Source organism: Curtobacterium sp. MCBD17_003 (genome assembly GCF_003234885.2).
Lineage (GTDB): Bacteria > Actinomycetota > Actinomycetes > Actinomycetales > Microbacteriaceae > Curtobacterium.
Window position 1 is genome coordinate 1601842 of record NZ_CP126275.1, and the last position, 25222, is coordinate 1627063.

Below are 25222 nucleotides of genomic sequence, written 5' to 3' on the forward strand. Positions count from 1 at the left end.
CGCCCAGTCCGGGGGACAGCGCTAACGACGGATCACCGCGGGACCGATAGTGCCCGTCGTGACCGACCTCCTCGCCCAGCGCGCCGTGGCGTCCCCGCGCGACGACCACGGTGGGGACCAGCGTGCGCACGACGACGCCCAGGTCGAGGTGGTGGACTTCCGTCGACCGACGACCCTCGCCCGTGAGCAGTCCCGCGTGCTCGAGCTCGCGTTCGAGACGTTCGCGCGGCAGTGGGGCACCCAGTTGACCGCGAAGGTCCGGGTGCTCTCCCAGGTCACCTGCGAGCAGGTGCAGGTGCTGACGTACGACGAGTACGCCGCGTCGCTCCCGCCGCTCACCGCGATGGTGCTGCTGACGATCGAGGGCGCCAGCGCCAAGGGCGTCCTGCAGTTCCCGCTCACCTCGGTGCTCACGTGGGTCAGTCACATGCTCGGAGCGGCCCGACCGCTGCCGGCCCCCGAGCGCACCTTCACCCCGATCGAGCAGGCGCTCGTGCGCAAACTCGTCGAGGACGCGCTCGACGACCTCCGCTACTCGCTCGGCACGCTCCTCGTGCAGCCGATCGGGGTCGGCTCGTTCCAGTGGAACAGCCAGTTCGCGCAGGCGGCCACGAAGAGCGACCTCATGCTCGTCGCGTCGTTCGACATCCGCGTGGGGGAGCGCATCGCGCCGGCCACCCTGGCGATCCCGCTCGAGGTCGTCCTGCCGCAGCTCGGCGAGTCGAACCCGACGGTGACGACGGCCGATCCGCGCGAACTCCTCGACGCGCAGATCGCGAACGTGCCGGTCGGGGTCTCGCTGCAGCTCGCCCCGGCGGTCGTGCGTCCGGCCGTCGTCCTCGGCCTCGCGGTCGGCGACGTCGTGCCGCTCCCGCACCCGCAGCACCGTCCGCTGACCCTGACGGTCGACGGCGAGCCGATCGGCACGGCGGCCGTCGGCGCGAACGGCTCACGTCTCGCCGGCGTCGTCGTCGCCACCACGCCCGCCGCCGCCGGCGCCCACGCACGCACTCCGAACACCGAAAGGGCGTCATGACCGCCACCATCACCCTGCAGACCTCGGTCGCCGAGGCGCTCGTCGGTCAGCTCCCGACCCCCACGCCCCTGCGCGCCACCCCGCTCACGCCGGGAGCGGCGAGCGGTGCCGCCGGGCAGGCGGGCGGTGCGGTCGTCGCGTCGTTCGTCGGTGCCCTGTCGGCGGACCTCGCGCTCGTGCTCCTCGACCTCGACGGCATGACGGCCGCCGGCGGCGTCGACGCGCCGCTCGTCTCGGTGACGGACGTCGTCCGGCCGGCGCTCGAGGCGGCGGCCGGCATGCTCGGCGTGGGCGTGCTCGGCGAGGCCGTGCGCGCGTCCGCCGCGTCGCTCCTGCTCGACCCCCAGACCACCGTGTTCGAGCTGAGCGCCGCGGGCGTCCCGGCGGGGTGGTTCGCCATCCGCATCCGCGAGGACGCACCCGCGGCCGCGGCCGTCGCCTCGTCGATCAGCGGCAACCTCGGCCGGATCAACAACGTCGAGATGGCGCTCACCGTCGAGATCGGTCGCACCCGCATGGCCGTCCGTGACGTCCTGGGCCTCGAGCCCGGGGCCGTCGTGGAACTCGACCGATCCGCCGGCGCACCGGCCGACGTGCTGCTCAACGGCCGCCTCATCGCGCACGGCGAGGTGGTCGTCGTCGACCAGGACTACGCCGTCCGCATCACGAAGATCCTCGACGTCGCCGAGGGGATCTGACCCTCCGTGGACACCCTCGTCGTCGCCCTGCGGGTCGCGCTCTCCCTCGGCGTCGTGCTGGCCCTGCTCTGGTTCGTGCAGCGCCGCGTCGCGAAGAGCACGACCGGCTCGTCGCGTGGTCGCGGACGACGCTCGGCGGCGGTCCAGGTCGTCGCGCGCCAGGGGATCGGTGGCAAGGCCAGCGTCGTCGTCGTCGACGTCGAGGGTGAGCGGCTCGTCCTCGGTGTGACCGAGCAGCAGGTGGCCGTGCTCGCCTCCGGGACCGCGCCCGCGGCGTCGGCCGCGGGGTCGGACGCGGGGTCCGACGCGACCGACCCGTTCCGGGCGGTCCTGGCGGCACAGGCTGCACCGTCCCTCCCGGCCGCCGCGCAGGCGCTCACCGAGGAGCCGGAGAGCGCCGCACCCGTCCTCCGGGCCCGCCCCCGCAACCGCCGCGCCGCGCACATCGCCGTGCCCACGCAGCAGCAGCTCCAGGGCTCGATCCTGTCGGCGGACACGTGGCGGCAGGCCGCCGCGGCCGTCCGCGCGAGGCGCGCCGGATGACGCTCGTCCCCGGCGGACGCACCCCGCTGCGTCCGCTCGTCCTCGCGCCCGGCGTCGGCCGGGAGGCCCGGAGCAGCCGAGCCCGCGCGGTCCGGGTCGCACGCATCGCCGTCCTGGTCTTCCTCGGTCTCGCAGCGGTCGTCGGCTTCCTCATGCTCACCGCTGGCGGCGCGCACGCGGCCGGCGTGGTCGGGCCGACCGCACCCGCGGCCCCCACCGCGCCCGCGACCCCGTCGACGAACGGCGGCCTCGACGTGTCCGTGAACGGGCCGGACGGCACCCCCTCGTCGGCGGTCGTCACCCTCGTCGGCATCACGCTGCTCAGCGTCGCACCCGCGTTGCTGCTCATGATGACGTCGTTCACGAAGATCTTCGTCGTGCTGTCGATGACCCGGAACGCGCTCGGACTGCAGTCGATCCCGCCGAACCAGGTGATCGCCGGGCTCGCCCTGTTCCTGTCCCTGTTCATCATGGGGCCGATCATCGGGCACATCAACGACGACGCCCTGCAGCCGTACCTCGCCGGGCACATCGACTTCCAGCACGCCGTGGACGTCGGCAGTGCGCCCCTGCGGAAGTTCATGCTCCACCAGACGCGGCAGGAGGACCTGGCGTTGATGACCCGCGCGGCCGGCCGGCCCAACCCGAAGAACGAGGCCGCGGTGGGGATGACGACGTTGGTCCCGGCGTTCATGATCTCGGAGCTCCGCAGCGCGTTCATCATCGGGTTCGTCATCTTCCTCCCGTTCCTCGTCATCGACCTCGTCGTGTCCGCGGCGCTCCAGTCGATGGGCATGATGATGCTGCCGCCGGTGATGATCTCGCTGCCGTTCAAGGTGCTGCTCTTCGTGCTCGTCGACGGCTGGGGACTCATCATCAAGTCGCTCATCGAGAGCTACCAGGTGGTGTCGTGAACCAACAAGCCGTCATCGACCTCGTCCTGCAGGCGCTCATCGTCGCGGGCAAGCTCGCCGCGCCCGTGCTCATCACGTCCCTCGTCGTCGGGTTCGCGATCTCGCTCCTGCAGTCGATCACGCAGATCCAGGAGGTCACGCTCGCGTTCGTCCCGAAGGCCCTCGCCGTCGCCGTCGCGCTCGTCGTGTGCGGCAACTGGATGATCGACGAGATCGTCGGGTTCACGCACTTCCTGTTCGACCAGATCCCGAACCTGCTCGGGAGCTGACGTGGACCTGTCGATCGACTTCGACCAGCTCGAGGGCACCATGCTCGCGGGCGTGCGGATGGTGGCGTTCATCGTCATCGCGCCGCCGTTCTCGTACAAGGCGTTCCCCGGCACGGTCAAGGCGATGCTCGCGATGGGCCTGGCGCTCGCGGTCGCGCCACGGGCGGCAGCCCGGTACCACGCGCTCGACACCGGCGCGTTCGTCGTCGCGCTCGTCGTCGAGCTCGCCGTGGGACTGACCCTCGGGTTCCTGGTCTACCTCGTGTTCGCGGCGGTCCAGTCGGCCGGCGCGCTCGTCGACCTGTTCGGCGGGTTCACGCTCGCGCAGGCGTACGACCCGCAGTCCCAGGTGAACGGGGCGCAGTTCACGCGCCTGTTCGAGATGACGTCGCTCGCGCTCCTGTTCGCCTCGGGCGGGTACCAGCTCATCGTGGGCGGCCTGACCCGCTCGTTCGACGCGGTACCGCTGGCCGGGTCGTTCTCGCTGGCCGACCCGGTGCACGCGATGCTCGCCGGCACGACGCAGATGTTCCTCTCGACACTCCAGATCGCGGGCCCGCTCGTCGTCGTGCTGTTCCTGTCCGACGTCGGCCTCGGCCTGCTCACCCGCGTCGCGCCCGCGCTCAACGCGCTGCAGCTCGGGTACCCGATCAAGATCGGTCTGACCGTCATGTTCGCCGGCGCGTTGTTCATGGCGCTGCCGAGCGTCGTGTCCTCGCTCACGGGTGACGCGGTGACCCTGCTGACCGGAGGGCGGTGACCATGTCCGACACCGGAGAACGCACCGAACAGGCGACCGAGAAGCGGATGAAGGAGGTCTACCGCAAGGGCCAGCTCAGCCGTTCGACCGACCTCAGCGCCTGGCTCGGGGTCGCCGCGGCCGCCGTCATGGTGCCGTCCACCATCGCATCGGCCGCCGCAGCGGGCACGGACCAGGTGTTCCGGATCGAGCGGGTGATCGCCCACCCGACGGTGGGCGCCGTCCGCGAGACCATGGCCGCCGACCTCGGCTCGATCGGGTCGACCCTCGCCCCGATGCTCGGCGTCGTCGCGGTCGTCGTGGCGGCCACCGCGATCGCGCAGGGCGGCGTGCACATCAAGCGCATGACCGGCAACTACGAGCAGTTCAACCTGCTCACCGGCATCACCCGGGTGTTCGGCACCCAGGCGCTCTGGGGCGGCGCGAAGGCCCTGCTCAAGAGCGCGGTCGTCGGGCTCGTGCTCTGGGGGGCCGTGCAGGGCCTCGTGCCCGTGCTCATGTCCTCGGGGTCGCTGCCGCTCACCGCGGTGCTGCAGGCCGCCGGGAACGGTGCCGCCACGCTCCTCCGCGCGGCGATCGCGGCCGGCCTGCTCCTGGCGGCGGTCGACGTGTTCGTCGTCATGCGCCGGAACCGCAAGAAGACCCGGATGACGAAGAAGGAGGTCAAGGACGAGCACAAGAGCACGGACGGTGATCCCCACGTCAAGTCGCACCGGCGCTCCCGACAGCTCGCGATGAGCCGGAACCGCATGATCGGTGCGATCGCCACGGCCGACGTCGTCCTGACGAACCCGACGCACTTCGCGGTCGCGATCCGGTACGAGCCGGGCAAGTCGGCACCGAAGGTCGTCGCCAAGGGCGCGGGCGCCGTCGCCGAGGTCATCCGCGACCGTGCCGAGGCGGAGCGTGTCCCGATCGTCCGCGACGTCCCGCTCACCCGTGCACTGCACGCCTCGTGCGAGATCGGCACGGAGATCCCGGTCGACCTCTACACGCCCGTGGCCCGGGTCCTGTCGTTCGTCATGGCGCTCCGCGCCCGCGGCGCCGCCACCGGCGTGCACTCGGCCCCGCGTCCCACGACCGCCGACGAGGTCGCCACCGTCATCGCCGCCGACCAGCTCGCCGGGGACGCCCTGCCCCGCCGCATCCGTCATGCCCGGACCACCGAAGGAGCCCCAGCGTGAACCGCAAGGACCTGCCCAAGCTCGCCGTGCCGATCGGCATCGTCGGCATCATCCTGCTGCTCATCATGCCGGTGCCGTCGTTCGTCCTCGACTTCCTCATCATCTGCAACATCCTGCTGGCGCTCGTCATCCTGCTCACGACGCTGTTCGTGCGGAAGCCGCTCGACTTCTCGGTGTTCCCGTCGCTGCTGCTCGTCGCGACGCTGTTCCGGCTCGGACTCAACGTCGCGTCGACGCGACTGGTGCTCGGCAAGGGGTTCGCGGGCGACGTCATCCAGGCCTTCGGGCACGTCGCGGTCTCGGGGTCGGTGATCATCGGCGCGGTGATCTTCATGATCCTCGTCGTGATCCAGTTCGTCGTCGTCACGAAGGGCGCCGAGCGCGTGGCCGAGGTCGGGGCGCGGTTCACGCTCGACGCGATGCCCGGCAAGCAGATGGCCATCGACGCGGACCTCAACGCGGGACTCATCACCGACACCGTCGCCAAGGAGCGCCGGGCAGCGGTGTCCGCCGAGGCGGACTTCTACGGCGCGATGGACGGCGCCTCGAAGTTCGTCAAGGGGGACGCGATCGCGGGCATCCTCATCATCGTCATCAACCTGGTCGGCGGCATCGCGATCGGCATGGTGCAGAACGGGCTGTCGATCACCGACGCGTTGGGCAAGTACGGCATCCTGACGATCGGTGACGGCCTCGTGACGCAGATCCCGGCGCTGCTCATGGCGGTGTCCACGGGCATGATCGTCACCCGGTCGAACGCGGACGCCGACATGGGCTCCTCGGCCGCCACGCAGCTGACGCAGTCCCGCAACGCGATCCTCATCGCGGGGATCGCGGCCTGCGGCATGGCGTTCATCCCGGGCATGCCGATCGTCCCGTTCCTGCTCGTCGGGGCGGCGCTCCTCGTCGTCGCGTACCGCCTCGGGGTCACGGCGAAGGCCGATGCGGCCGCCGCGGAACGGGCCGAGCGGGCCGCGGCCGTCGCGCCGACGGGCGACACCCCCGAGGATCTCATCGAGCAGATGCGGGTGCACGCGCTCGAGATCCTGCTCGCGCCCGACCTCGTCGACATGGTGTCCGGGGCCTCGGACGACCTGCTCGGGCGCGTCCGCGCCCTCCGCCGCAAGATCGCGGTCGACATGGGACTCGTCGTCCCGCCGGTGCGCACGCGGGACAGCGTCGACCTGCCGCCGTCGACGTACGCGATCCGCATCGCGGGGGTCGAGGCGGGCCGCGGCACCGCGCCGGCACGGAGCGTGCTCGCCCTCGGCGACCAGCTCGACGGGCTGCCGGGGGAGCCGACGACCGAGCCGGTGTTCGGGCTGGCCGGCAGGTGGGTTCCCGCCGAACTCCGGCACGCCGCCGAGATGACCGGCGCGACGGTGATCGACCGCGTGTCCGTGCTCGTCACGCACCTGCAGGCGATCATCGGGGACAACGCCGCCCGGCTGCTCACGCGTGAGGACGTCAAGGTCCTGACGGAGGGCGTCAAGCAGACCAACCCGGCAGCGGTCGAGGAACTCGTGCCGGGCATGCTGTCGATGGCCGAGCTCCAGCGTGTGCTGCAGGGCCTCCTCGCCGAGCGGGTGCCGATCAACGACCTCGGGCGCATCTGCGAGGCGCTGACGCTCCGGGCGAAGGTCTCGACGGACCCCGAGGGACTCGTCGAGGCGGCCCGTGCGGCGCTCGGCCCCGCCCTGGCCGCGCGCTACCTCGACGGCAGCGTGCTCCGGGTGATCATGATCGACCCCGGGCTCGAGCAGTCCATGCTCGAGGGGCTCCGCCCATCCGAGCAGGGCACGCAGATCCTGCTCGACGCCCACCGGGTGGAGCAGGTGCTCGGATCGGTCCGCGATGCCGTGGGCGCCGTCGAGCACCAGGGCCTGTCGGCCGTGCTCGTGTGTGCGCCGCAGCTCCGTCCGGCGATCCACCGCCTGGTGTCCGCCCAGTCCAACGGCCTGCCGGTGCTCTCCTACCAGGAGGCGACCGCCGCGGGCTCCACCATCGAGACCGTGGGAGTCGTCCGTGCCGCCGATCCGATCGCAGCGTAGTGCGCCGACGCTCGACGCCCTGCGCGCCGACGTCCGCGCCGAGTTCGGCCCGGCGGCCCGCATCGTCGCGGCCGAGCGGGTGACGACGGGCGGCATCGGCGGCCTGTTCCGGAAGCACCACTACGAGGCGACTGTCGAGGTGCCGGCGCCCGGCGACGAACCGGTGGCGCGCGTCGCCATCGACGCGGGTGGGCCCCGTCGCGCCGGGATCCTCGCGTTGCTCGAGGACGCCGAGGCCCGGGAGGACCGGCTCGCCGCCGCCGACGCCGTCACGACCCGTCGTGGTCGTCGCGCCGCCGAGGAAGCGCGCGGGTCCCTCCGCCCCGTTCCCGGCATCCCGGCCTCGGGCAGGTCGGTGTCGTCCGGTCCCGGCCCGGCCGGTCCGCTCCTGGTGGGAGCGGACGAGGAGGTCGTCGCGACCCGCTCGGACGCCTTCGCTTCGCTCATGGACGACTTCACCTTCAACGGGCTGGCGCCGCGCGTCCCGCTCGGTGAGGCCCTCGGTGGGGCCGGGACGGCGACGCCCGCGGTGGGTCCGGCCGTTCCGCTGCCGTCCGACCGGGAGGACCGGCTCGTCGAGTCGACGCCCCTCACCCCGGTCGCGGCCGGCGTCGACGGGTTCGTGCGGGCTCCCGTCCCCGACGCGACGGACCGGATTCCCGACCCGCCCGCGGTCCGTCGCGCCGACGGTGACCTCGTGCTCGTCGTGGGCCGGTCCGCGGCGGTGACCGAGGTCCTCCCGGTCGTGGCGACCGCACACGCGCTCCGGATCCTGCCCGTCGAGGACCGGCGATCGGCGATCCTCGCCCGGGCCGCGGGGGTCCAGGAGGGCACGGCGGTCGTGTCGTCGTTCGTGTGGAGCGGTGCGGACGACCCGGAGCGTGCCGCACGACTCGCGGGGATCGCGCCCGACCAGGTGTGGGTGGTCGTGGACGCGGGCCGCAAGCACGACGACACGGCGCGCGAGGTCCGCGCGGTGCAGCGGACGATCGGCGTGACCGGGGTCCTCAGCCTCGGGGCCGAGGACACGACGACGCCCGAGACGGTGCACATGCTCGGGTTCCCCGTGGTCGACGTCCGGAGCTGGCGGTGACCGTCGACGCGATCGGCGCCGTGCCGAGTCCGCACCGGGGGCTCCCCGCGCCCGTCCGCCGATAGGCTGTCGGGATGCTGGTGCTCACACGCAAGATCGGCGAGCGGATCCTCGTCGGTGAGGACATCGTCATCACCGTCCTCGACTCCCGCGGCGACGGCGTCCGCATCGGCATCGACGCCCCGCGCGGCGTCAAGATCCAGCGCGAAGAGGTCGTCGCCGCCGTCACCGAGGCGAACGTCGAGGCGAGCCGGTCCTCCAGCGATGCCGAAGCGCGGCTGCGCGCGGCGCTCGGTGCCCTGGGCGGGGGCGGCGGCGCCCCGGGCGGGGACCGTCGCGGCGACGCCGAGGAGCCTCGCTGAGGCTGCCTCCCGGCTGACCGCGTCAGGCGAGCGCGACCAGCGCCGCGAACGCCCCGGCCCACAGCATGCTCGCGAGCGTGCCGATGATGAACCGTTCCCGGGCCTCCGCGCTGTCGAGCTCCGAGAACCGGCCGAGGCCCTTGATCGCTATCACCGCGGCGACGATCTCGAGTCGACCGACGAGGATCGCCGCGACCACCGCGATCCGTTCGAGGTGACCGATCGCCGCGCCACCGCGGAGGACCTCGTGTCGCTGCCCGTCCCCGCGCTGGTCGAGGATGAGGATGCCCCCGTTGCGCCCGGGCGTCGCATCGCGGTGCGTCGCCAGGCGGAGCACGACGGCGGTGGCGGGTCCGCCGCCGACGACGCCGAGCACGCTCATGAGCACGGTCATGACGCTCGCGAGTGCCGGGTCGGGGGCGGGGACGCCGACGTGGAACGCGAGCGCGAGTCCGCCGGCGGCGAGGGGCACGACCCCGGCGAGGCCGGCCGCCGTGCGGGGTTCCCGGCCCGAGGTGAGTGCGAGCACGCAGCAGACGAGCAGGACCACGGGGCCGACGATCCAGACGAGGACCTGCGCCGCGGTCATGCCGGCGCTCCGTCCGGTCCCGGGCGGTCCGCGTCCTCGAGCAGCCGGACCAACGCCGCCCGCACGGCGTCGTCCTCACGGAGCCCGGCGGCGGCCGCGCGCTTGCTCGCCGCCTGCGGGCTGATCCCCAGGTGTCGGGCGGCCTCACGCTGGCTCATGCCCTGGTCGAGCAGGTCGGCCAGCTCCCAGCCCTCGGGGGACCGGCGCGCGCGGAGCCGGATTGCCTGCGTGACGAGGGGTTCGACGTCGTCGGCGGTGCGGTGCCGGCCCGGCTCGACGGCGACCGCGACGTGGTCGGGCCGGTCCTTCGCGCGCTCGACGGCTTCGCGCGCACGGTAGAACGCGGTCCCGGATGCCGCACGGGTCGCCGTGGGCAACGGCGTCTGGACGTCGCCGATGCCGCACCCGATGCTCCAGTCACCCGCGCGGGCGAGCCGGAAGACGACGTCGAGTGCGGCGCCCGCGTCGGCGGTGGCGATCTGGAGTTCGTCGCCCGCGGTCCGGTCCGCGGGGAGGAGCAACCGGGGCCCCACGGCCGCCCTGATCGCGGCGAGCGCGGCCTCGACGAGGTCGGCTCCGTGTCGACTGTCGATCTGGTCTGCGGTGATGACGTACATGCTCGACCTCCGCGTCAACCCTACTAGGTTGATCTGGTGCCGATCAACCCTGGGAGGTTGATTGCACCCGGATCAACGCACCCGGGTTGACCGTTCTGCTCATCGTCGCGGGCGGGGCTCCGCGCCGGGAGTCCGTCCGGCAGCCCGCTCGGCGGCGTACCACGCGCGGGCCTCGTCCTGCCGTCGCGCCTCCGCCCCCGAGGCGATCGGCGCGCGGACGTGGCCGGGCTCGTACCCGAACGTCGCCACGAGGTCCGTCGCCAGCGGCCGGAGTCGGCCCACGAGCCGGTCCATGGTGGCCGAGACGGCAGCGCCCCGCTGCGCGGACAGACGCCCGTGCATGAGGTGCCAGGCGAGGTGCTCCTCGACGAGCCCGAGTCCGAAGCAGTCGCGGAGCCACCTCAGCACCGTCCGCGAGTCGTCGTCGGGGGCGTCGGCGAGCGCCGCCGTGAAGGCGTCCCACTGCATGAGCTCAGCGTGGGCACGAGCGGCCTCGATGAGCTCGTGCTGCTGCTCGTTGAGGAGGCGCGCCTGGCGGACGCGGTCCTTCCCCGCGCTGCGGAGACGCATGCCGATGCCGGCCACCATCGTGTCGACGCGGTCGGCGAGGAGTCGGCGCTGCGTGACCGGGTCCCGGAGGTCCTGCGACGCGCGGCGGACGGAACCGCGGTCGAGCACGGTCTGCCCGACCGCACGGACCCGCGTCACGTCGGCGACCCGGCCGGCGACCCGAGCGGCCACGAAGCGGGCTGCCCCGGCCGGGTCCCGTGGTGCCGCGGCGGCGAAGTCACCGAGCAGGCGCTTGCCCACCAGCTGGAGGAGCACGGTGTTGTCGCCCTCGAACGTCACGTACACGTCGAGGTCGGCCCGGAGGCCGGTGAGCCGGTTCTCGGCGAGGAACCCGGCCCCGCCGCACGCTTCGCGGGCCTCCTGCAGCGTGTCGAGCGCGGCCCACGTGGACAGCGGTTTGAACGCCGCGGCCTGCGTCTCGAGGTCCTCGCGCCGCTCCGGCGTGTCGGCGCGACCGCTGAACACGTCGTCGAAGGTGCGGAGGAGCCGCTCGTGGGCGAACGACTGCGCGAACACGCGGGCGATGCGGGGGATGAGCCGGCGCTGGTGCTGCCCGTAGTCGAGGAGCACGGCCTCCTCGCCCTCGACGGTCGGGAACTGCCGACGCTCCGACGCGTACGTGACCGCGATCTGCAGCGCGAGCTTCTGTGCGACGACCGCGGCGCCGTCGAGCGACACACGGCCCTGCACCAGAGTGCCGAGCATGGTGAAGAACCGGCGGCCGGGGGACGCGATGGGCGACGAGTACGTGCCGTCCGGCGCGACCGCGCCGTACCGGTCGAGCAGGTTGGTCCGCGGGACCCGGACGTGGTCGAAGTGCAGCCGGCCGTTGTCCACCCCGTTGAGGCCGCCCTTGACGCCGTCGTCCTCGCCACCGATCCCGGGCAGGAACGCGCCGGTCGCGTCGCGGAGCGGCACGTAGAAGGCGTGCACGCCGTGCCCGACCCCGCCCGTGACGAGCTGCGCGAACACCACCGCGGCGACCCCGTGCACCGCCGCGTTCCCGATGTAGTCCTTCCACGCACCCCGGAACGGCGTGTGGATCTCGAACTCCTCGGTCGCCGGGTCGTACGTCGCGGTCGTGGCGATGCTCTGGACGTCGGAGCCGTGCCCCGTCTCGGTCATCGCGAAGCAGCCGGGCACCGTGAAGTCGAGGATGTCGGGCAGGAACTCCTCGTGGTTGTGCTCCGTGCCGAGGTGCAGCACCGCCGAGCCGAACAGGCCCCACTGCACGCCCGCCTTGATCTGCAGCGACGGGTCCGCCGTGGTGAGCTCCTCGAAGGCCGCGACGTTGCCGCCGTGGTTCTCCTGACCGCCGAACGACCGCGGGAACGGACGCTGGATCGCGCCCTGCTCGACGAGCAGCCGGCACTGTGCGAGGGCCCGCTCGCGGTGGTCGTCGACCGAGGCGCCCTCGAGGCGGTGCGTCGCCGGGTCGAGCGCCAGCGCGCGCGAGATCCGGCGGTCCTCCGCCCAGCGTCCGAGCAGCATCTCGGCCACCCCGGGGACGTCGATGCGCGGACGGGACCGCCGGTCGGCCGCGTGGGGTGACGAGCCACCGGACGCGTCCGGTGTGGGTGCGATGGGGACGTCAGGGACGGCGATGTCGACCATGGACGGGAGGCTATGCCCGCCTCCGCGCGCTCGCCAGCAGCCGCGTGGTCGCCCGACAAGGCCGACCCGGGGGAGTCGACGCCCCTGTGGAGGTTTCCTCCAAGCGGCCTCCGGTGCGGGTCCACAGGATGCAGGCCGTCCGGATGGGGGAGCCGTCCCTCCCGACCGGGTAGCGTTGCGGACGCACCGTTCGGATCTGGAGGACCCCCATGCTCACTGTCATCGCAGTCGTCATCATCGGCATCGGCGTGCTCGGCGGCGTCGGCGTGTGCGCGGCGTTCGGCGCCATGCTCAAGGGCGGCACCGAAGGCCGCAGCTGACCCGACGGGACGCCGTGCCACCATCGGCGCGCCGTCCCGTCGCCGTCCGGGCTAGCGTGGCGAGGAGTCCCGTCCAGCACTCCCTCGAAGGAGCAACCGCGTGCCCGCCTCCACCGTCCGCGTCGGCGTCCAGATCGCCCCGCAGCACTCGCCCTACGCCACCATCCGCGACACCCTCGCCGAGCTCGAGGACCTCGGAGTGGACATCGCCTTCAACTGGGACCACTTCTTCCCGCTGTCCGGCGACCCCGACGGCACGCACTTCGAGGGCTGGACCATGCTGGCCGCCTGGGCCGAGCAGACGACCCGGATCGAGTTCGGCCCGCTCGTGACCTGCAACACCTACCGGAACCCGGACCTGCTCGCCGACATGGCCCGCACCGTCGACCACATCAGCGCGAAGGACGGCGCCGGACGGCTCGTGTTCGGCATCGGGTCCGGGTGGTTCGAGCGCGACTACGCCGAGTACGGGTACGACTTCGGCACGGCCGGGAGCCGGCTCGACGCGCTCGATGCCGCGATGCCCCGGATCGAAGCCCGTTGGGCAGCGCTCAACCCCGCGCCGACCCGGAAGATCCCCGTGCTCATCGGCGGTGGCGGCGAGAAGAAGACGCTGCGCATCGTCGCGGAGCACGCCGACATCTGGCACAGCTTCTCGGACGTCGAGACGCTCGAGCGCAAGCTCGGCGTGCTGCACGAGTGGTGCGAGCGCGTCGGCCGGCCCACCGACGCGATCGAGATCTCGACGGGCGTCGATGTCTCCGGCACGCTGACCGCCGAGCAGGGTTCCGCCCTCGACGCCCAGCACGCCCTCGGGGCACGGCTGTTCACCATCGGGGTGAGCGGGCCGGACATCGACCTGGCGCCGGTCAAGGCGCTGCTCGCCTGGCGGGACGGCGTCAGCGGCTGAGACGAGGCCACCCTGCGGAACGACGAAGGCCCCGGGAACTCCCCGGGGCCTTCGTGGTGGTGGGCGATACCAGACTCGAACTGATGACCTCTTCGGTGTGAACGAAGCGCGCTACCAACTGCGCCAATCGCCCCTGCGCGGCTGCCCGCGCCCATCGATACTACTGGAAGCAGCGCCGTCGTCCTATTCGGCGACGTCCGCGCGCGTCGTCAGGTCGCTGACACGCCCGGCCTGGCTCGTTTTGCGATCCGGGCTGGAGGTCGGATAGAGTAACGGAGTCGCAGCGAGCGGCGGGCCGGAAACGGACCGTCCAGTGGCGGCGATGCGGATGTGGCGCAGTGGTAGCGCATCACCTTGCCAAGGTGAGGGTCGCGAGTTCGAATCTCGTCATCCGCTCGAGTGCAGGATCCCCGGATCCTGAAGGCTCACCAGAGAGGATCCCCACCGATCCGGTGCTCACGGAGACGTGAACCTCAGCACGGTGGGGTGGCCGAGAGGCGAGGCAGCGGCCTGCAAAGCCGTATACGCGGGTTCGAATCCCGTCCCCACCTCGAATTCGTATCGTTCGCAAGGGCGGTAGGAGTTCAACTCTGGGCGATTGGCGCAGCGGTAGCGCGCTTCCCTGACACGGAAGAGGTCACTGGTTCGATCCCAGTATCGCCCACCACGTAGCAGCCCCCGGTTCTCCGGGGGCCCTCTTCGTTTCGCGGCGTGGTCGTGCTTCTCGCTTCATCCCGAGGCACCGTTTGGCGCCCCCTGCTGCTGACGTCGCCGGCAAGGTGACGAGAGGGATTCTGCGGTTCTCGCAGACGTGCCTCCGCCTCGCCGATCCGCCCCGGCGGATGCCGACGTTCGAATGACGTGCCCGCATCGAGACTGACACCGGACGGGCTCTGTGAGACACGGCGTCCGGCGCATCGTCCGGTCGTGCGCCGTCGTTCGGTGGTCGTGCTCCGTCGTTCGGCGGCGGACCATGCATCGGGCACGGGTCACAACGAGTCATCGACGACGGATGCAGCTTGAGCACCGTCGATCACGGTGAGCAGCAACGCGTTCAGCTGAGCACTCTGTGAGGCGTCCAACCCGAAGGTGCTGAGGTCGTTCGTCGCCAGGGCCACAGTCTGTGCCGCATCCAGCGCGGCCTGCCCGGCCGGCGTGATCGCCGCCGGGTTCCTCCGGCCGCGTGCGCGGACACCGACCCTGTGGACGAGGCCGCGTCGCTCCATCCCGTCGAGTACATCGGACATGCTCTGCGGGCGCACGAAGACGGCCCGCGCGATCTCTGCCGATGTCATTTGCGCACCGTCCGCCAGGCACGACAGCACACCGAACTGCACCAGGCTCACGTCACGCTCGGCCATGCCCGCGGTGATCCGCGAGCCGATGATGCGTGCAACCTTCAGGGCATTCCAGCCCAGCACCGAGTCGAGACCGGTTCTTTCAGCGTCGTCCACGTTCGGCGTCTCCTTGCGACAGGAAAAGCAGGTTCCTGCTTGCGCGCATATGTTACAGGGACCTGCTTCTGCAGGACCTCCTTGGAGTGTGCATCACGCACCCGTACTCCGTCGAATCGACAGGACAGACACCATGACCGCACCCGCACTACCTGACAACAGGGGCCGTTGGGGCGCCGACGACGAACTCGGCACGCTCAACCTGATCGATGACGCCGCGAGAGCGCGCGCCGCGGAGCAGGTGCAGGTCGGCAAGAGTGTGTCGCTCGCGCTGCCCGTCGAGCCAGCGTCCATGCTCGGGGGGCCGTTCGCTCCGCCGTCCCCGCCGTCACCCCCGGTCCAGCAAGCGCTGCTGTACACGGGCACACCACCCATGGGCATGTCCGAGGTGCTCATCGTCACACCGCACCACCCGGCGCTGACGCACCTCGACGCGTTCGCCCACATGCCCGTCGACGGCACCGTCTACCCAGGACGCCCGGTCACGGATGCAGTCAGGGCAGCAGGCGTCCTCTTCAGCTCGACGACCGCCTTCGCCGAGGGCATCGTCACGCGAGGCATCCTGCTCGATCTGGCATCGAACGGTCCGCTGCCGGCCGCGCACCCGATCACATCCGCCGACCTCAACACGGCAGAGGAACACGCTGGGCTCGAAGTCCTACCCGGCGACGCCGTGGTCGTGCGGAGCGGCTGGGGCTTCAGTTGGGACGCCCAGGCCCAGGCCCCGGGCATGACCGTCGACGCGGTCTCGTGGATGCACGACCGCGGCGTCTCGCTCTACGCCGGCGACGTCAGCGACTCCTTCCCACCGAGCGATCCCCAGATGCCCATGCCGATGCACATGGTGGGGCTGGCCCGCCTGGGCATGCCCCTCATTGACAGCGTCGCCACCGATGACCTCGCCAGGACCTGCGACGAGCTTGGTCGAGACGCCTTCCTCCTCAGCGTCGCGCCACCCCGCCTCCACGGCCTCACGGGCGTCCCCGTCAACCCTCAGGCGATCTTCTGATTCGACATCTCAGTGATGAGCGTCCCGATGACCGATCGGCAGCCGAGACGAGCGGTCAGTCCTGCTTGCGCTCGTCCTCGTCCGCCCACCGACGAAGCAGCTGGCGGTTTTCGCGTACTCGCGCAGTCACCGCGACAGCCGCAGTAGCAAAGCCCGCAACGATCATGATCCATCCGAGCACCATCTGGCCCGACGTCGAATAAGCGGACCCGAGCACTCCGACGACGATGCCAACGAGGGCGATGACAGGAAGACCGGCCTTCACGACGTGAACGGTACCGGGAGCTAGCTGCTCCTGTCCTCCGTAGCCGATCGGCTACGGAGGACCTGATGTAACCCCACCCAGCGCTGCAATATGATCTTTCCGGCTTGCCCTAGCCGGTAACCCGCCCACAGGGCCCGGCCGAGTTTGGGAGAGGGAGGCAGCCCGCTCAAGCCGGGCCAAGTGTGGGCATCTGCAGTGTTGACTCCGGTGTTCGTGAACCGATGGTTTACCGGTCGCTGACCGTGAGTCCGAGGTTTGATCGCTCGCACGAAGCGGGCTCAGATCTCAGTCGCGACGCGTCCTGTCCACGGGTACTACTCGGAATCGCGCAGTCGAGCGGTCATTCGGGCCGTTCGAACTGCAACGTCGCGGCAAGCTGCTGCAGCTCTGCGAACGTGCCATCGAGTTCGTGGTGCAGGTCGGTCGACCCGGGCGTCCAGCGTCGGATAGCGGTGCTGAACGTGTCCATCCCGACGCGGGCGCAGAGCAGCGCTTCGCGTTCGGAGACTCCGCGGGCGACCAGGCCGGCCGCGACCAGGACGACCAATGCTGCGGCCTTGGCGTGCTCACGTTCGAGGAGTGCGGGGGCGGAACGGATGATCGGCGCCCGCAGCTCTGCCAGCGGCCGGTTCTGTTCGATGAGCGGCACGACGTCATGGAACGCGTGTCGCAATGCCGGCAGTGCCGGCAAATTTCCCGGCACCGCGGCGAGGGCCCCCGCGGTGACTTCGCGGAGTTCGTCCTCGGAGGCGAACAACACCTCCCGCTTGTCGGGGAAGTGCCGGAAGTACGTGCGTTCGGTGACGCCTGCCCGCGCCGCGATCTGTTCCGTTGTCGCGCCATCGAAACCACGCTCGGCGAACAGCTCGAGCGCAGCGCGCTGGAGTCGCTCCCGCACGATCCGTCCGTCCCGAGGCATATCCGGATACTAGCAGGTTGCGTCAGCGACTGACAGAACGTAAGGTCAGCGACCGACGATTCGTTGCGTCAGTGCCTGTCGCAACGCTTGACAGACCGGGAGACTCCGATGACAGACACAATGCGCACCCTGCGGTTCCACGAGTACGGCGAGCCGGAGGCAGTCCTCCGGTTCGAGACGGCGCCGGTACCCGAGCCAGGGTCCGGCCGGATCCGTGTACGCGTGCGCGCTGCCGGAGTCGCACCAGCCGACTGGGCGCTGTGCGGTGGCCTCTTCGCGGGGTCCCTACCGCGCGGCGTTGGCTGCGACGTCGCGGGCACCGTCGATGCCGTCGGCGACGGGGTCGTGGGCGTCTCCGTCGGCGACGTGGTGTTCGGCACTGCCGACTGGGCGAACTCGCCGTCCGCGGGCGCGTCCGACTGGGCGGTGATGAACCGGTGGTTCCCCGTCCCGGAGGGGCTCGACCTCGTGCAGGCCGCGGCGCTGCCGATGACCGTCGACACCGCCTACGCGCACCTGCGCTGGCTCGGACTCGAACCGGGCAAGACGATCCTCGTGCACGGCGCCGGGAGCACGATCGGGTTCGCGGCCGTGCAGATCGCGCTCCTCCGGGGCATGCACGTCATCGCGACCGCGGGCGAGACCTATGCAAAGCAGCTGCGCGATCTCGGCGCCATCGTCACTTCCTATGGCGACGGCATGGTGGGGCGCGTCGCGGAACTCGCGGACGGTCCGGTTGACGTCGCCCTCGACACCGCGCCGGTCGGCGGCGCGCTGCCGGACCTCATCCGCATCGTCGGCGGCGACCCGAGGCGGGTCCTGACGATCTCCGATTTCGCCGCGGCCGCCGAGCTCGGCACTCGTTCCTCCGCCACCGAGGACCTCACCGACCGCGTCGAGGCCCTGCCGGAGTTTGCCGCACTTGCGGCCGAGGGACACTTCCGGGTGCCGGTCGCCGCCACGTTCCCTCTCGAGGACTGGCAGACCGCGCTCACGATCAGCCGCAGCGGCAACGCCCGCGGCAAGCTCGTCCTCCTGCCCAAGGGCGCGGACGCCGCGTCGTAACCCCCGAAATGCCCTTCGAGTGAGGGAGCCCGCGGATGACCGCCACCGAACCCGCCACGCAGGCGGCCAAGCGGGACCTCGTCGCGGCGACTATCGCCCGGGCGCAGGACGCGGACTACTGGATGGATGAGATCCGCGCGTGGGAGGCGACGGGATTTCCCCAGGACCATCCCACGAGAGGTCCTATGCTGGTTCGTGCCGTCGCGATGCCGGGCATTCGGGTTGCCCTGGAACGCAACGGCCCCGTGCGTGCCTGCAGCATTCGGGTTGCTGCAGGCACGCACCTCCGGCCGCCCTCGACGATGCCCTCCGCGGCTGGGTCGCACGGTACGACGTGGACGAGCTCCCCATCGACGGTACCGGCGACACCGATTGGCTCGCGGAGGTGCGCGGCCTGCTCCAAGCACTGCGGGGCCAGAACGCGGACCGGTACCACGTCGTCGTCGACGAGCCCCGGTGGGGGTGACCGGTCCGCTCATGGTCGACGGGTGCCTGTTGGTGATGGCTCGTCTGAGCTACTGCTGACCGTCGTCCCAACGGATCGGCTGCCGGCGGTCGTCCGTCCGGAGCACCGCCGCCAGGAGCTGGTCACGGCGCGTCCCTCGATGTGTCAGGGCTGATCGGAGCCGTCCTTCGAGGCGGAACCCACATCGTTGCGCGACCAGAGCGGAAGCCTCGTTCTCAGGGAGGGCATGCCACTGCACACGGCTGAGCCCGAGACCGTCGGGAGGACCGGCGAACGCCCAGTCGAGGATCGCGCTGACCGCTTCGGTCATGAAGTCGTGGCCGCGACCGGCGGGCGCGAGCAGGTACCCGACTTCTCCGGCTCCGTCTGCGACACCGAAGATGCTCACCGCGCCCAGGACGTTGGTGGGGTCGGCTCGCGGGCGGACCGCGAACTCGAACCGGGTCCCGTCTCGCCATCCCGCTTCGACCTGCCGGACGAACGACTCAGCTTCGTCGCGTCCGTAGGGCACCGGTATCGGGGTGAACGCGATGACGTCCGGGTCCTGGCAGCACGCCACGATCTGATCCGCGTCCTCGGTCGTCTGCGGGCTGAGGACGAGCCGCGGCGTTCGGAGCGTCACCGGTTCCATCGCCCCACGCTACCGAGCGAGACGCCACCGTGAAGGCGCTCCGAGCTCCGTCGCGGCCTGTCCCGATCTCACCGGCCCGCGTCCGTCGGCGCAGCGCACGTACGGCTGCGGAGGAACTCCTGCAGGTCAGCGCATTGCCAGGTCGTCCAGCCGCCCTGGCCGTAGGCGTCGAACGCCGAGGTGGACGCCACGGAGACGCCCGACGACGTCATGCGGACGAAGGTCGGTACCGGGTCGCCCTCGGTGGTGAGCTCGACCCAGCTGACCGTCGCCGAGCCTCCGGCGTCATGCGCATCCGTGAGGCAGCGGAGGCTCCGCTCCGGCAACGCGAGGTCGCCGACCTCGAGACGTGCGCTGCCGCAGTCGGTGCCGGTCGGCTTCGCGACCCACGCCGGCGCATCAGGGAGGGCGCGCGCCGCCCGGACGGGATCGGACGGGCGAGACGCGGAGCACGCGCTGAGGAGCAGCACCGCGACCATGGCGAGCGCTGCGGCCACCGCCACCACGGGCCTCCCTACCGACATGGCACGAGCATGGCGGATCAGGCGGCCTGGCGACGTCACGATCGAGCGACGGTGCCGTCGGGTCGAACGTCCTGCTGGCTCCCGCGGAGACGGTCGATGACGGACCGGTTGGTGGCCGCCCCGACGGTCCCGTACGCGATCAGCGCTGCACCGCGGAGCGCGTCGAGCACGGCCGGCACGAGCGCCACCGGTGCGTACGTGTCCTCATCGAGCGCGTCCGCGAGGCGGGCGGTGAACGCCGGCGTCGTCGCCAGACCACCCGTCGTCGACACCGTCACGCGGTCGCCGCCGATGAGGGGAGCGAGCAGTCCGACGCCGCGGGCGGTCTTGCGGGCGAGGTCGCGGAGCGCCCGATCCGCCAGTGGCGATCGGTCGGCGGCCTCGGTCACGAGGGGCGCGAGTGCGCCGAACCGGTGCCGGACCTCCATCCGGTCCACGTGCGCGAGGCCGAGGATGACGTGGCGGAGTCCCGGCACGTCGTCCGCGCCCCAGGAGCGGAGGATCGCCGCGACGAACTCGTCGTCGTCCGGACCGGCGGCGCCGAGCAGGATGAGCTGCACCGCCTCGTAGGCCAGGTGCCGAGCCGCCCCGGCGTAGTGCTCGAACTGCCCGCTCTCGATCTCGGTCCCGTCCGCGTCGATCGCGAGGATCATCGAGCCGGTGCCGGTGACGACCATGATCCCCGGGGCACCGAGTAGGGCGCCGCGGTGCGCGACGACCGCGTCGTTCAAGATGAGCCGTTCGCACCGCAGCCCCGGCACGCGGAAGAAGTCGTCGGCCCAGCCGTTGTCGCCGTCGCCCTGGTTCGAACCGGCACGGCTCACCATCGCCAGCCCGGCGACGAGCGCGACAGCGTCAGCAGCGTCGCGGCCGGCGTCCTGCAACGCGCGGACCGTCGTGTCCGCGACGTTCGCGGCGGCGTCCGCTTGGTGGTACGGACTCCCGCCTCGGCCCGTGGCGGAGCCGAGCAGGCTGCCGTCGAGGGCGAAACACCCGACGCGGGAGAACGTGCCCCCGGCGTCGGCGGCGATCACGAAACGGGGGTCCTCTCCGGCGACGGACATGGGCCGAGCGTAGCCAACCCGCACTCGACTCCGCACCATCGCCGCTCCACAGGTGGGCCCCCGCACCCGCGGGATGGCAAGATGCTCTGTGCCTGTTGTGTCCGTTGACGCGCCCGGCGTGACCGAGCGCTTCGCGGCCGCGTCGGCGGACGCGCGTCGACCGGTGGCGCTACCGTGCGGCCACGACGTCGACCACGGGTCGGTGACGGTCGTCCATGGCGGCGCTCCACCACCCGAGGAGGTGCAGGGTGGCGATCCGGAACACGAGGGCGCGCACCAGGAGTTGCCGCCACTCGGCGACTCCGCGACCGAGGTCGTCCAGACGCTCGACCGGCGAGCGATGCCAACACGTCGCGTCGACAGCGGCGATCGCGGCGCCCAGTCCGGCGGGTCTCCAGTACGGGGCCCAGTCGATGATCGCCGGTGCCGCCCCGGGTTCGAAGAGCACGTTGCCGAGCAGGTCGCCGTGGATGGCCTGCGACGGTGACCGGACAGGGACGAACGCGGCCGCGAGGCGGTCGAGCAGCGCGCCGGGCGGCAGCGTGTCCTCCCCCCAGGCCATGCGGTCCGCACGGCTCCAAGGATCGTCGGTGTGGTCGAGGAAGTCCGGGCGGGGCAATGTGGCGAGCGCCCGGTGGAACGCCGCCCCGGCCCGGATCACGTCGACCACCCGCGTCTCGTCCGCGTGCCCGGGGAGCCACTGCCACGCCTCCCATCCGTCGGACAGCCAGCCCCCGTCAGCGGCGCGGATCGGTCGAGCCGTCCTGAACCCGGCGGTGGGCGGCAGCGACTCAAGCACGGCCGAGCGCCAGTTCGCCTCGTCGGGGTCGCCCGCGGGTCGCACGACGACGTCGCCGGCGCGCCAGGTCGCGCCCCGTCCCCCCGACAGCCGATGGCTCGGTCCGGATCCTGCGCCGAACGCGACGAAGACGGCAGAACTCGGGATGTCGGGGGTCGTCATGGCACCACGCTAGGTGACCTGCATCGTCGACAGCGTGGTCGAAATGGGGGCGGCGGCCACCGGATGGATACGTTGACGAGCGGATCCGGACCGAGCAGGCTGGCACGCAACGGCGACGACCTGGAGGCACCGATGACGACCAGCATGTGGGTGAGCATCACGTCAGGAGATCTCGCGCGATCGGCAGCGTTCTACGAGGCGCTCGGGTTCGTCGTCAACCCGGACTTCTCCGATGAGCACGGGACGTGCTTCGAGGTCGCCGACAACCTGCACCTGATGGTGGTCGCGCGGGACTTCTTCGCGACGATGACCACGAAGGAGATCGCCGACCCGAGGACGCATGCGCAGGTCGGCCTCAACCTGACGCGCGACTCCCGCGACGAGGTCGATGCGATCGTGGAGAAGGGGCTGGCCGCCGGTGGGCACGAGCCGCAACCAGCGCAGGACCTCGGGTTCATGTACTCCCGCGACCTCGAGGACCCGGACGGGAACAACCTCGGGTTCCTCTTCATGGCCCCGGCGGACTGAGGGTCGCGGGTCACCCGGTCATGAGCTCGTAGGTCGTCATCACCCTTGGCCGGCGGGCGCGTAGGCGACGAGCGGTGAGCCATTGGCAGCGCAATCGTGCTGTGCCCGCTGCATGGCCGCGCGGAACGCGGGCGCGTCCGGGTCGAACTGCGCGGACGCGACGGTCGGCGGCGAGCTGGCAACAGCGTCCTGGATGCCGGTGAGGTCGGCGACCAGGCCGCGATCCGGCGTTCGCAGCATCCCCGACACGACGGTCGGCGTCAGATCGACGATCGCGGCGTACCCGGCGTCCTCGATGGTGCCCGCACTCCGCTCGCTGTCTGCGGCGGAGAGGTCCGTCTCGAGCTCCGTCAGCCCTGCGCAGGTCACCGCGATGTCCGGGTCGGGCGTCGGTGACGCGGCGGATCCCGTGCTGTGCGCGACGGCGCTCCGTGCGGTGTGATGCGGCGCCGCGGCAGAACATCCGGTCAGCGAGATCACCGCGCACGCGGCAGTGATGGCGACGAGCAGTGTGCGCATGGTGCCCCCTCGTGCGGCACGTTTCCCCTCGCTGCCGCGTCGACTCATCCTGCCGCATCCACTGTCGCCGCTGCCCGCAGAACGAGTCGGATCGCCACCTCGAGCCGCGCCCGGTACTCGTCGCGGGTGTCGACCTGGTGTTTCAGCCCCACCGACACGCTGGTCAGCGTTCGTGCGACATCCGCTGCCGCCTCGCAGTGGTCGCTGATCGCCGCGGTCACCATCGCCTCGAACCGGGCGGGAGCCTCACGGGCCGTGTCATCGAGGAGTTCCGGGTTGTCGGCGATCACGGCGGACACGTCGCGCACCATCGGTCCGACGTACCGTCCGGCCCACCGGTCGAACGCGTCGAGCAGGCGGTCGGCGATGGGCCGCGTGTCGTCCGCGAGGAGCTGTTCGATCGCTGCCAGATCCTGGGTCAGGACGTGTGCCGCGGCCTCCCGGAACAACGCCTCCTTCGAGTCGAACAAGAAGTACAAGCCCGGGCGGGAGATCCGCGCCGCTCGCGCGATGACGTCCATCGATGTCCGCCGGTATCCCGCCTGTGCGAACGTGTCGAGCGCTGATTCGAGCACCGTTCGTCGGCGTCCCACATCCGTGCCCGTGGAGGTGTCGACCATGCCCGCGATCGTATCGCCCTTCTGCGACGAACTAGACAGGATCTGTCTTGTCAGTACAGTAGCGCGCATGCCCCTTCCACTCATCCGGACGCGGTTCGATGCCGAATCCACCGCCGCCGACGTCCTCGTCGACGCCGATCTGACCGGTGTGCGCGCGATCGTCACGGGTGCGTCGTCAGGACTCGGCGTGGAGACGGCCCGCGCCCTGACCGTCGCCGGCGCCGCGGTCACGCTCGCCGTCAGGAACACGTCTGCCGGCGCGGCGGTGGCCGACGCCATCGCGCGCTCGACTGGTCGACAGCCCGACGTGCGTCACCTCGATCTCGCGGATCGCGCCTCCGTGGCCGCGTTCGTGGCCGAGTGGCGGGGCCCGCTCCACCTGCTCGTCAACAACGCCGGTGTGGTGACCGGGGGGCTCGAGCGGACGGCGGAGGGGCGTGAGCTGCAGTTCGCCACGAACCACCTCGGCCACCACGCGCTCGCGAACGGTCTTCGACAGTCACTCGCCCGCGGTGCCGCGGAGCGCGACGGCGCCAGGATCGTCGCGCTGAGTTCCACCGCACACATGCGGGCCGACCTCGACCTCGACGACCTCGACTTCACCCGATCCGAGTACGACCCCCAGATCGCCTACGCACGGGCGAAGACAGCGAACTCCCTGTTCGCCGTTGCGGCCACGCGCCGTTGGGCGGACGACGGCATCGTCGCGAACGCCGTCAACCCGGGCGGTATCGCCACCGGGCTCCAGCGCAACTTCTCGGCGGCGCAGAAGGCGTCGTTGGAAGCCGCGGAGGCCGCTGGCGTGTTCGCCTACAAGACGGTCGAGCAGGGCGCCGCGACCACCATGGTCGCCGCGGCCGCGCACGAATTCGCCCACACCGGCGGGCACTACCTCGACGACTGCCAAGAGGCCTACACGGTTCCGAACGAGGCGAGTCTCGCGGATCACCCGCACGGGGTGAAGGCGTGGGCGCTCGATCCCGACGCGGCGGATCGGCTCTGGAGGGCGTCGGAGGAGCTGACGCGCGGGCCTCACTGACGAGGATCCGCCGAGAGCGACCCAGGCAGGTGCTCCGTCGTGCCGATCTCGCCCACGTGGTAGCCGAGGGCGACGACGTCGAGACGTGTGATCGACCCGTGCGGGAGCCCCGCGAGGGCGTCGGGGCGGTGCGATCGCATCTCGTCGTCGGAGAGGATGTCTCGCAGCACGTCGCGGATGATGCCGCCGTGGGTGACCACGACGAGATCACCTGCGTCGGGGAGTGCGTCGTCGATCAGGTGACGGAGCCGTGCCGCGGCGGCGCGCGACGAATCGCCGACGGCCGGGACGAGGTCCCGATCGCGCTCCGTGCGGTCCCACGCTTCTCGGAACGCATCCCACGATGCGTCGTCGACGACCGGTGGGTCGTACTCCATGCGCTCACGCGCCCGGTCGTCCACTCGAACAGGGACCGCGGGGCGGTCGATCAGCAGCGGCGTCGCGGAGTCGCGGGCGCGGCGTGCCGGGCTGATGACGATCCTCCCGATCGGCTCGGTCCGGAGGCGCCGCATCACCGCGTCGGCCTGCTGCGTCCCACGCACCGTGAGCGCTCCGTCGCGGTGCCGGACCTGTTCGCCGTGGCGGACGAGCCACACGTGCTGCACCACCGTCGGCTCCTCGGTCCTCG

At 71.4% G+C, this 25222-nt stretch carries 29 protein-coding genes and 4 tRNA genes; 19 read left to right on the plus strand and 14 right to left on the minus strand.

What is annotated here, in order from left to right; translation table 11 throughout:
• Window positions 1-58 precede the first annotated feature (58 nt).
• The 10 genes from DEI88_RS07610 to DEI88_RS07655 all read left to right on the plus strand — a co-directional run bounded on the left by DEI88_RS07610 (window position 59) and on the right by DEI88_RS07655 (window position 8910).
• The gene (locus DEI88_RS07610; protein ID WP_258370056.1) at window positions 59-1036 is read left to right on the plus strand and encodes a flagellar motor switch protein FliM; all 978 of its coding nucleotides are present in this window, start codon (window positions 59-61) and stop codon (window positions 1034-1036) included.
• The gene (gene fliN, locus DEI88_RS07615) at window positions 1033-1734 is read left to right on the plus strand and encodes a flagellar motor switch protein FliN (protein ID WP_111008852.1); all 702 of its coding nucleotides are present in this window, start codon (window positions 1033-1035) and stop codon (window positions 1732-1734) included. The genes DEI88_RS07610 and fliN overlap by 4 nt, the downstream gene beginning before the upstream one ends.
• Before the next feature lie 6 nt (window positions 1735-1740).
• Window positions 1741-2277, plus strand: coding sequence for a flagellar biosynthetic protein FliO (locus DEI88_RS07620; RefSeq protein WP_111072119.1), 537 nt, complete (start codon window positions 1741-1743; stop codon window positions 2275-2277).
• Window positions 2274-3191, plus strand: coding sequence for a flagellar type III secretion system pore protein FliP (gene fliP / locus DEI88_RS07625; protein WP_111008968.1), 918 nt, complete (start codon window positions 2274-2276; stop codon window positions 3189-3191). Before DEI88_RS07620 ends, fliP begins: the two co-directional genes overlap by 4 nt.
• Entirely contained in the window at window positions 3188-3460 is a 273-nt protein-coding gene (gene fliQ, locus DEI88_RS07630; RefSeq protein ID WP_111008854.1) for a flagellar biosynthesis protein FliQ, read from the plus strand. Before fliP ends, fliQ begins: the two co-directional genes overlap by 4 nt.
• A 1-nt stretch (window position 3461) precedes the next feature.
• Window positions 3462-4220 (plus strand): flagellar biosynthetic protein FliR, encoded by a 759-nt coding sequence (locus DEI88_RS07635; protein ID WP_258368442.1) that lies wholly within the window; start codon window positions 3462-3464, stop codon window positions 4218-4220.
• Between the two features lie 2 nt (window positions 4221-4222).
• Window positions 4223-5404: an EscU/YscU/HrcU family type III secretion system export apparatus switch protein gene (locus DEI88_RS07640; RefSeq protein WP_111072120.1), complete on the plus strand. Its 1182-nt coding sequence runs from the start codon at window positions 4223-4225 to the stop codon at window positions 5402-5404.
• A gap of 65 nt (window positions 5405-5469) precedes the next feature.
• The gene (locus tag DEI88_RS07645; RefSeq protein WP_502866981.1) at window positions 5470-7455 is read left to right on the plus strand and encodes a flagellar biosynthesis protein FlhA; all 1986 of its coding nucleotides are present in this window, start codon (window positions 5470-5472) and stop codon (window positions 7453-7455) included.
• On the plus strand, window positions 7430-8548 hold the full coding sequence (locus DEI88_RS07650) for a hypothetical protein (RefSeq protein ID WP_111072122.1): 1119 nt from the start codon (window positions 7430-7432) through the stop codon (window positions 8546-8548). Before DEI88_RS07645 ends, DEI88_RS07650 begins: the two co-directional genes overlap by 26 nt.
• 74 nt (window positions 8549-8622) lie before the next feature.
• Window positions 8623-8910, plus strand: a complete 288-nt coding sequence (locus tag DEI88_RS07655; protein ID WP_111008858.1) for a carbon storage regulator — start codon at window positions 8623-8625, stop codon at window positions 8908-8910.
• A 22-nt stretch (window positions 8911-8932) separates the two neighbouring features.
• Here DEI88_RS07655 and DEI88_RS07660 read toward each other — a convergent pair whose 3' ends face one another.
• The 3 genes from DEI88_RS07660 to DEI88_RS07670 form a co-directional block, all read right to left on the minus strand.
• The gene (locus tag DEI88_RS07660; protein ID WP_111072123.1) at window positions 8933-9499 is read right to left on the minus strand and encodes a hypothetical protein; all 567 of its coding nucleotides are present in this window, start codon (window positions 9497-9499) and stop codon (window positions 8933-8935) included.
• A complete protein-coding gene (locus DEI88_RS07665; protein WP_111072124.1) occupies window positions 9496-10116 on the minus strand; it encodes a DNA-binding protein in 621 nt (206 codons plus the stop codon). Before DEI88_RS07665 ends, DEI88_RS07660 begins: the two co-directional genes overlap by 4 nt.
• A 99-nt stretch (window positions 10117-10215) precedes the next feature.
• Window positions 10216-12300, minus strand: coding sequence for an acyl-CoA dehydrogenase family protein (locus DEI88_RS07670; protein ID WP_111072125.1), 2085 nt, complete (start codon window positions 12298-12300; stop codon window positions 10216-10218).
• Between the two features lie 420 nt (window positions 12301-12720).
• On the opposite strand from DEI88_RS07670, the gene DEI88_RS07675 reads away from it, so the two are divergent.
• Entirely contained in the window at window positions 12721-13530 is an 810-nt protein-coding gene (locus tag DEI88_RS07675; protein WP_111008862.1) for an LLM class F420-dependent oxidoreductase, read from the plus strand.
• A gap of 57 nt (window positions 13531-13587) precedes the next feature.
• Here the strand turns inward: DEI88_RS07675 and DEI88_RS07680 are convergent.
• A tRNA-Val gene (locus tag DEI88_RS07680) sits at window positions 13588-13663 on the minus strand.
• Window positions 13664-13854: 191 nt separating this feature from the next.
• Here DEI88_RS07680 and DEI88_RS07685 point away from each other — a divergent pair.
• The 3 genes from DEI88_RS07685 to DEI88_RS07695 all read left to right on the plus strand — a co-directional run bounded on the left by DEI88_RS07685 (window position 13855) and on the right by DEI88_RS07695 (window position 14197).
• Window positions 13855-13926, plus strand: a tRNA-Gly gene (locus DEI88_RS07685).
• An 84-nt stretch (window positions 13927-14010) separates the two neighbouring features.
• Window positions 14011-14081: transfer RNA gene (locus DEI88_RS07690), tRNA-Cys, on the plus strand.
• A 41-nt stretch (window positions 14082-14122) separates the two neighbouring features.
• Window positions 14123-14197, plus strand: a tRNA-Val gene (locus DEI88_RS07695).
• Between the two features lie 322 nt (window positions 14198-14519).
• On the opposite strand, the gene DEI88_RS07700 is transcribed toward DEI88_RS07695, so the two are convergent.
• A complete protein-coding gene (locus tag DEI88_RS07700) occupies window positions 14520-14984 on the minus strand; it encodes a MarR family winged helix-turn-helix transcriptional regulator (protein WP_111072126.1) in 465 nt (154 codons plus the stop codon).
• A gap of 133 nt (window positions 14985-15117) precedes the next feature.
• Between DEI88_RS07700 and DEI88_RS07705 the strand changes: the two genes are divergently transcribed.
• A complete protein-coding gene (locus DEI88_RS07705; RefSeq protein WP_111072127.1) occupies window positions 15118-15993 on the plus strand; it encodes a cyclase family protein in 876 nt (291 codons plus the stop codon).
• A gap of 55 nt (window positions 15994-16048) precedes the next feature.
• Here the strand turns inward: DEI88_RS07705 and DEI88_RS07710 are convergent, their stop codons facing one another.
• Together DEI88_RS07710 and DEI88_RS07715 are read right to left on the minus strand one after the other, a co-directional pair.
• Entirely contained in the window at window positions 16049-16258 is a 210-nt protein-coding gene (locus DEI88_RS07710) for a hypothetical protein (protein ID WP_111012460.1), read from the minus strand.
• Between the two features lie 340 nt (window positions 16259-16598).
• Window positions 16599-17156, minus strand: a complete 558-nt coding sequence (locus tag DEI88_RS07715) for a TetR/AcrR family transcriptional regulator (protein WP_111036435.1) — start codon at window positions 17154-17156, stop codon at window positions 16599-16601.
• A gap of 129 nt (window positions 17157-17285) precedes the next feature.
• Between DEI88_RS07715 and DEI88_RS07720 the strand changes: the two genes are divergently transcribed.
• Window positions 17286-18242 (plus strand): NADP-dependent oxidoreductase, encoded by a 957-nt coding sequence (locus DEI88_RS07720; RefSeq protein WP_220038158.1) that lies wholly within the window; start codon window positions 17286-17288, stop codon window positions 18240-18242.
• 334 nt (window positions 18243-18576) lie between these two features.
• Window positions 18577-18708: a hypothetical protein gene (locus tag DEI88_RS07725; RefSeq protein WP_258372006.1), complete on the plus strand. Its 132-nt coding sequence runs from the start codon at window positions 18577-18579 to the stop codon at window positions 18706-18708.
• A gap of 49 nt (window positions 18709-18757) precedes the next feature.
• Here the strand turns inward: DEI88_RS07725 and DEI88_RS07730 are convergent, their stop codons facing one another.
• The 4 genes from DEI88_RS07730 to DEI88_RS07745 all read right to left on the minus strand — a co-directional run bounded on the left by DEI88_RS07730 (window position 18758) and on the right by DEI88_RS07745 (window position 21888).
• On the minus strand, window positions 18758-19339 hold the full coding sequence (locus DEI88_RS07730; protein WP_111072129.1) for a GNAT family N-acetyltransferase: 582 nt from the start codon (window positions 19337-19339) through the stop codon (window positions 18758-18760).
• A gap of 68 nt (window positions 19340-19407) precedes the next feature.
• Entirely contained in the window at window positions 19408-19863 is a 456-nt protein-coding gene (locus tag DEI88_RS07735) for a hypothetical protein (protein ID WP_146246069.1), read from the minus strand.
• A gap of 35 nt (window positions 19864-19898) precedes the next feature.
• Window positions 19899-20927: a BadF/BadG/BcrA/BcrD ATPase family protein gene (locus tag DEI88_RS07740; RefSeq protein WP_181441231.1), complete on the minus strand. Its 1029-nt coding sequence runs from the start codon at window positions 20925-20927 to the stop codon at window positions 19899-19901.
• Between the two features lie 169 nt (window positions 20928-21096).
• Window positions 21097-21888 carry a hypothetical protein gene (locus DEI88_RS07745; protein WP_181441232.1) on the minus strand — a complete coding sequence of 264 codons (792 nt, stop codon included), beginning with the start codon at window positions 21886-21888 and terminating at the stop codon, window positions 21097-21099.
• Window positions 21889-22020: 132 nt separating this feature from the next.
• On the opposite strand from DEI88_RS07745, the gene DEI88_RS07750 reads away from it, so the two are divergent.
• Window positions 22021-22416 (plus strand): VOC family protein, encoded by a 396-nt coding sequence (locus tag DEI88_RS07750; protein ID WP_111072132.1) that lies wholly within the window; start codon window positions 22021-22023, stop codon window positions 22414-22416.
• A 39-nt stretch (window positions 22417-22455) separates the two neighbouring features.
• Here DEI88_RS07750 and DEI88_RS07755 read toward each other — a convergent pair whose 3' ends face one another.
• Both DEI88_RS07755 and DEI88_RS07760 read right to left on the minus strand, forming a co-directional pair.
• Window positions 22456-22935 carry a hypothetical protein gene (locus DEI88_RS07755; RefSeq protein ID WP_111072133.1) on the minus strand — a complete coding sequence of 160 codons (480 nt, stop codon included), beginning with the start codon at window positions 22933-22935 and terminating at the stop codon, window positions 22456-22458.
• Between the two features lie 44 nt (window positions 22936-22979).
• A complete protein-coding gene (locus DEI88_RS07760; protein ID WP_284183592.1) occupies window positions 22980-23624 on the minus strand; it encodes a TetR/AcrR family transcriptional regulator in 645 nt (214 codons plus the stop codon).
• Between DEI88_RS07760 and DEI88_RS07765 the strand changes: the two genes are divergently transcribed.
• Complete coding sequence (locus DEI88_RS07765) at window positions 23623-24594, plus strand: SDR family NAD(P)-dependent oxidoreductase (RefSeq protein ID WP_111072135.1); 972 nt, start codon at window positions 23623-23625, stop codon at window positions 24592-24594. The genes DEI88_RS07760 and DEI88_RS07765 overlap by 2 nt on opposite strands.
• On the opposite strand, the gene DEI88_RS07770 is transcribed toward DEI88_RS07765, so the two are convergent.
• Window positions 24588-25202 carry a histidine phosphatase family protein gene (locus DEI88_RS07770; protein ID WP_181441233.1) on the minus strand — a complete coding sequence of 205 codons (615 nt, stop codon included), beginning with the start codon at window positions 25200-25202 and terminating at the stop codon, window positions 24588-24590. The two genes, DEI88_RS07765 and DEI88_RS07770, sit on opposite strands and share 7 nt — an antisense overlap.
• Window positions 25203-25222: the final 20 nt, after the last annotated feature.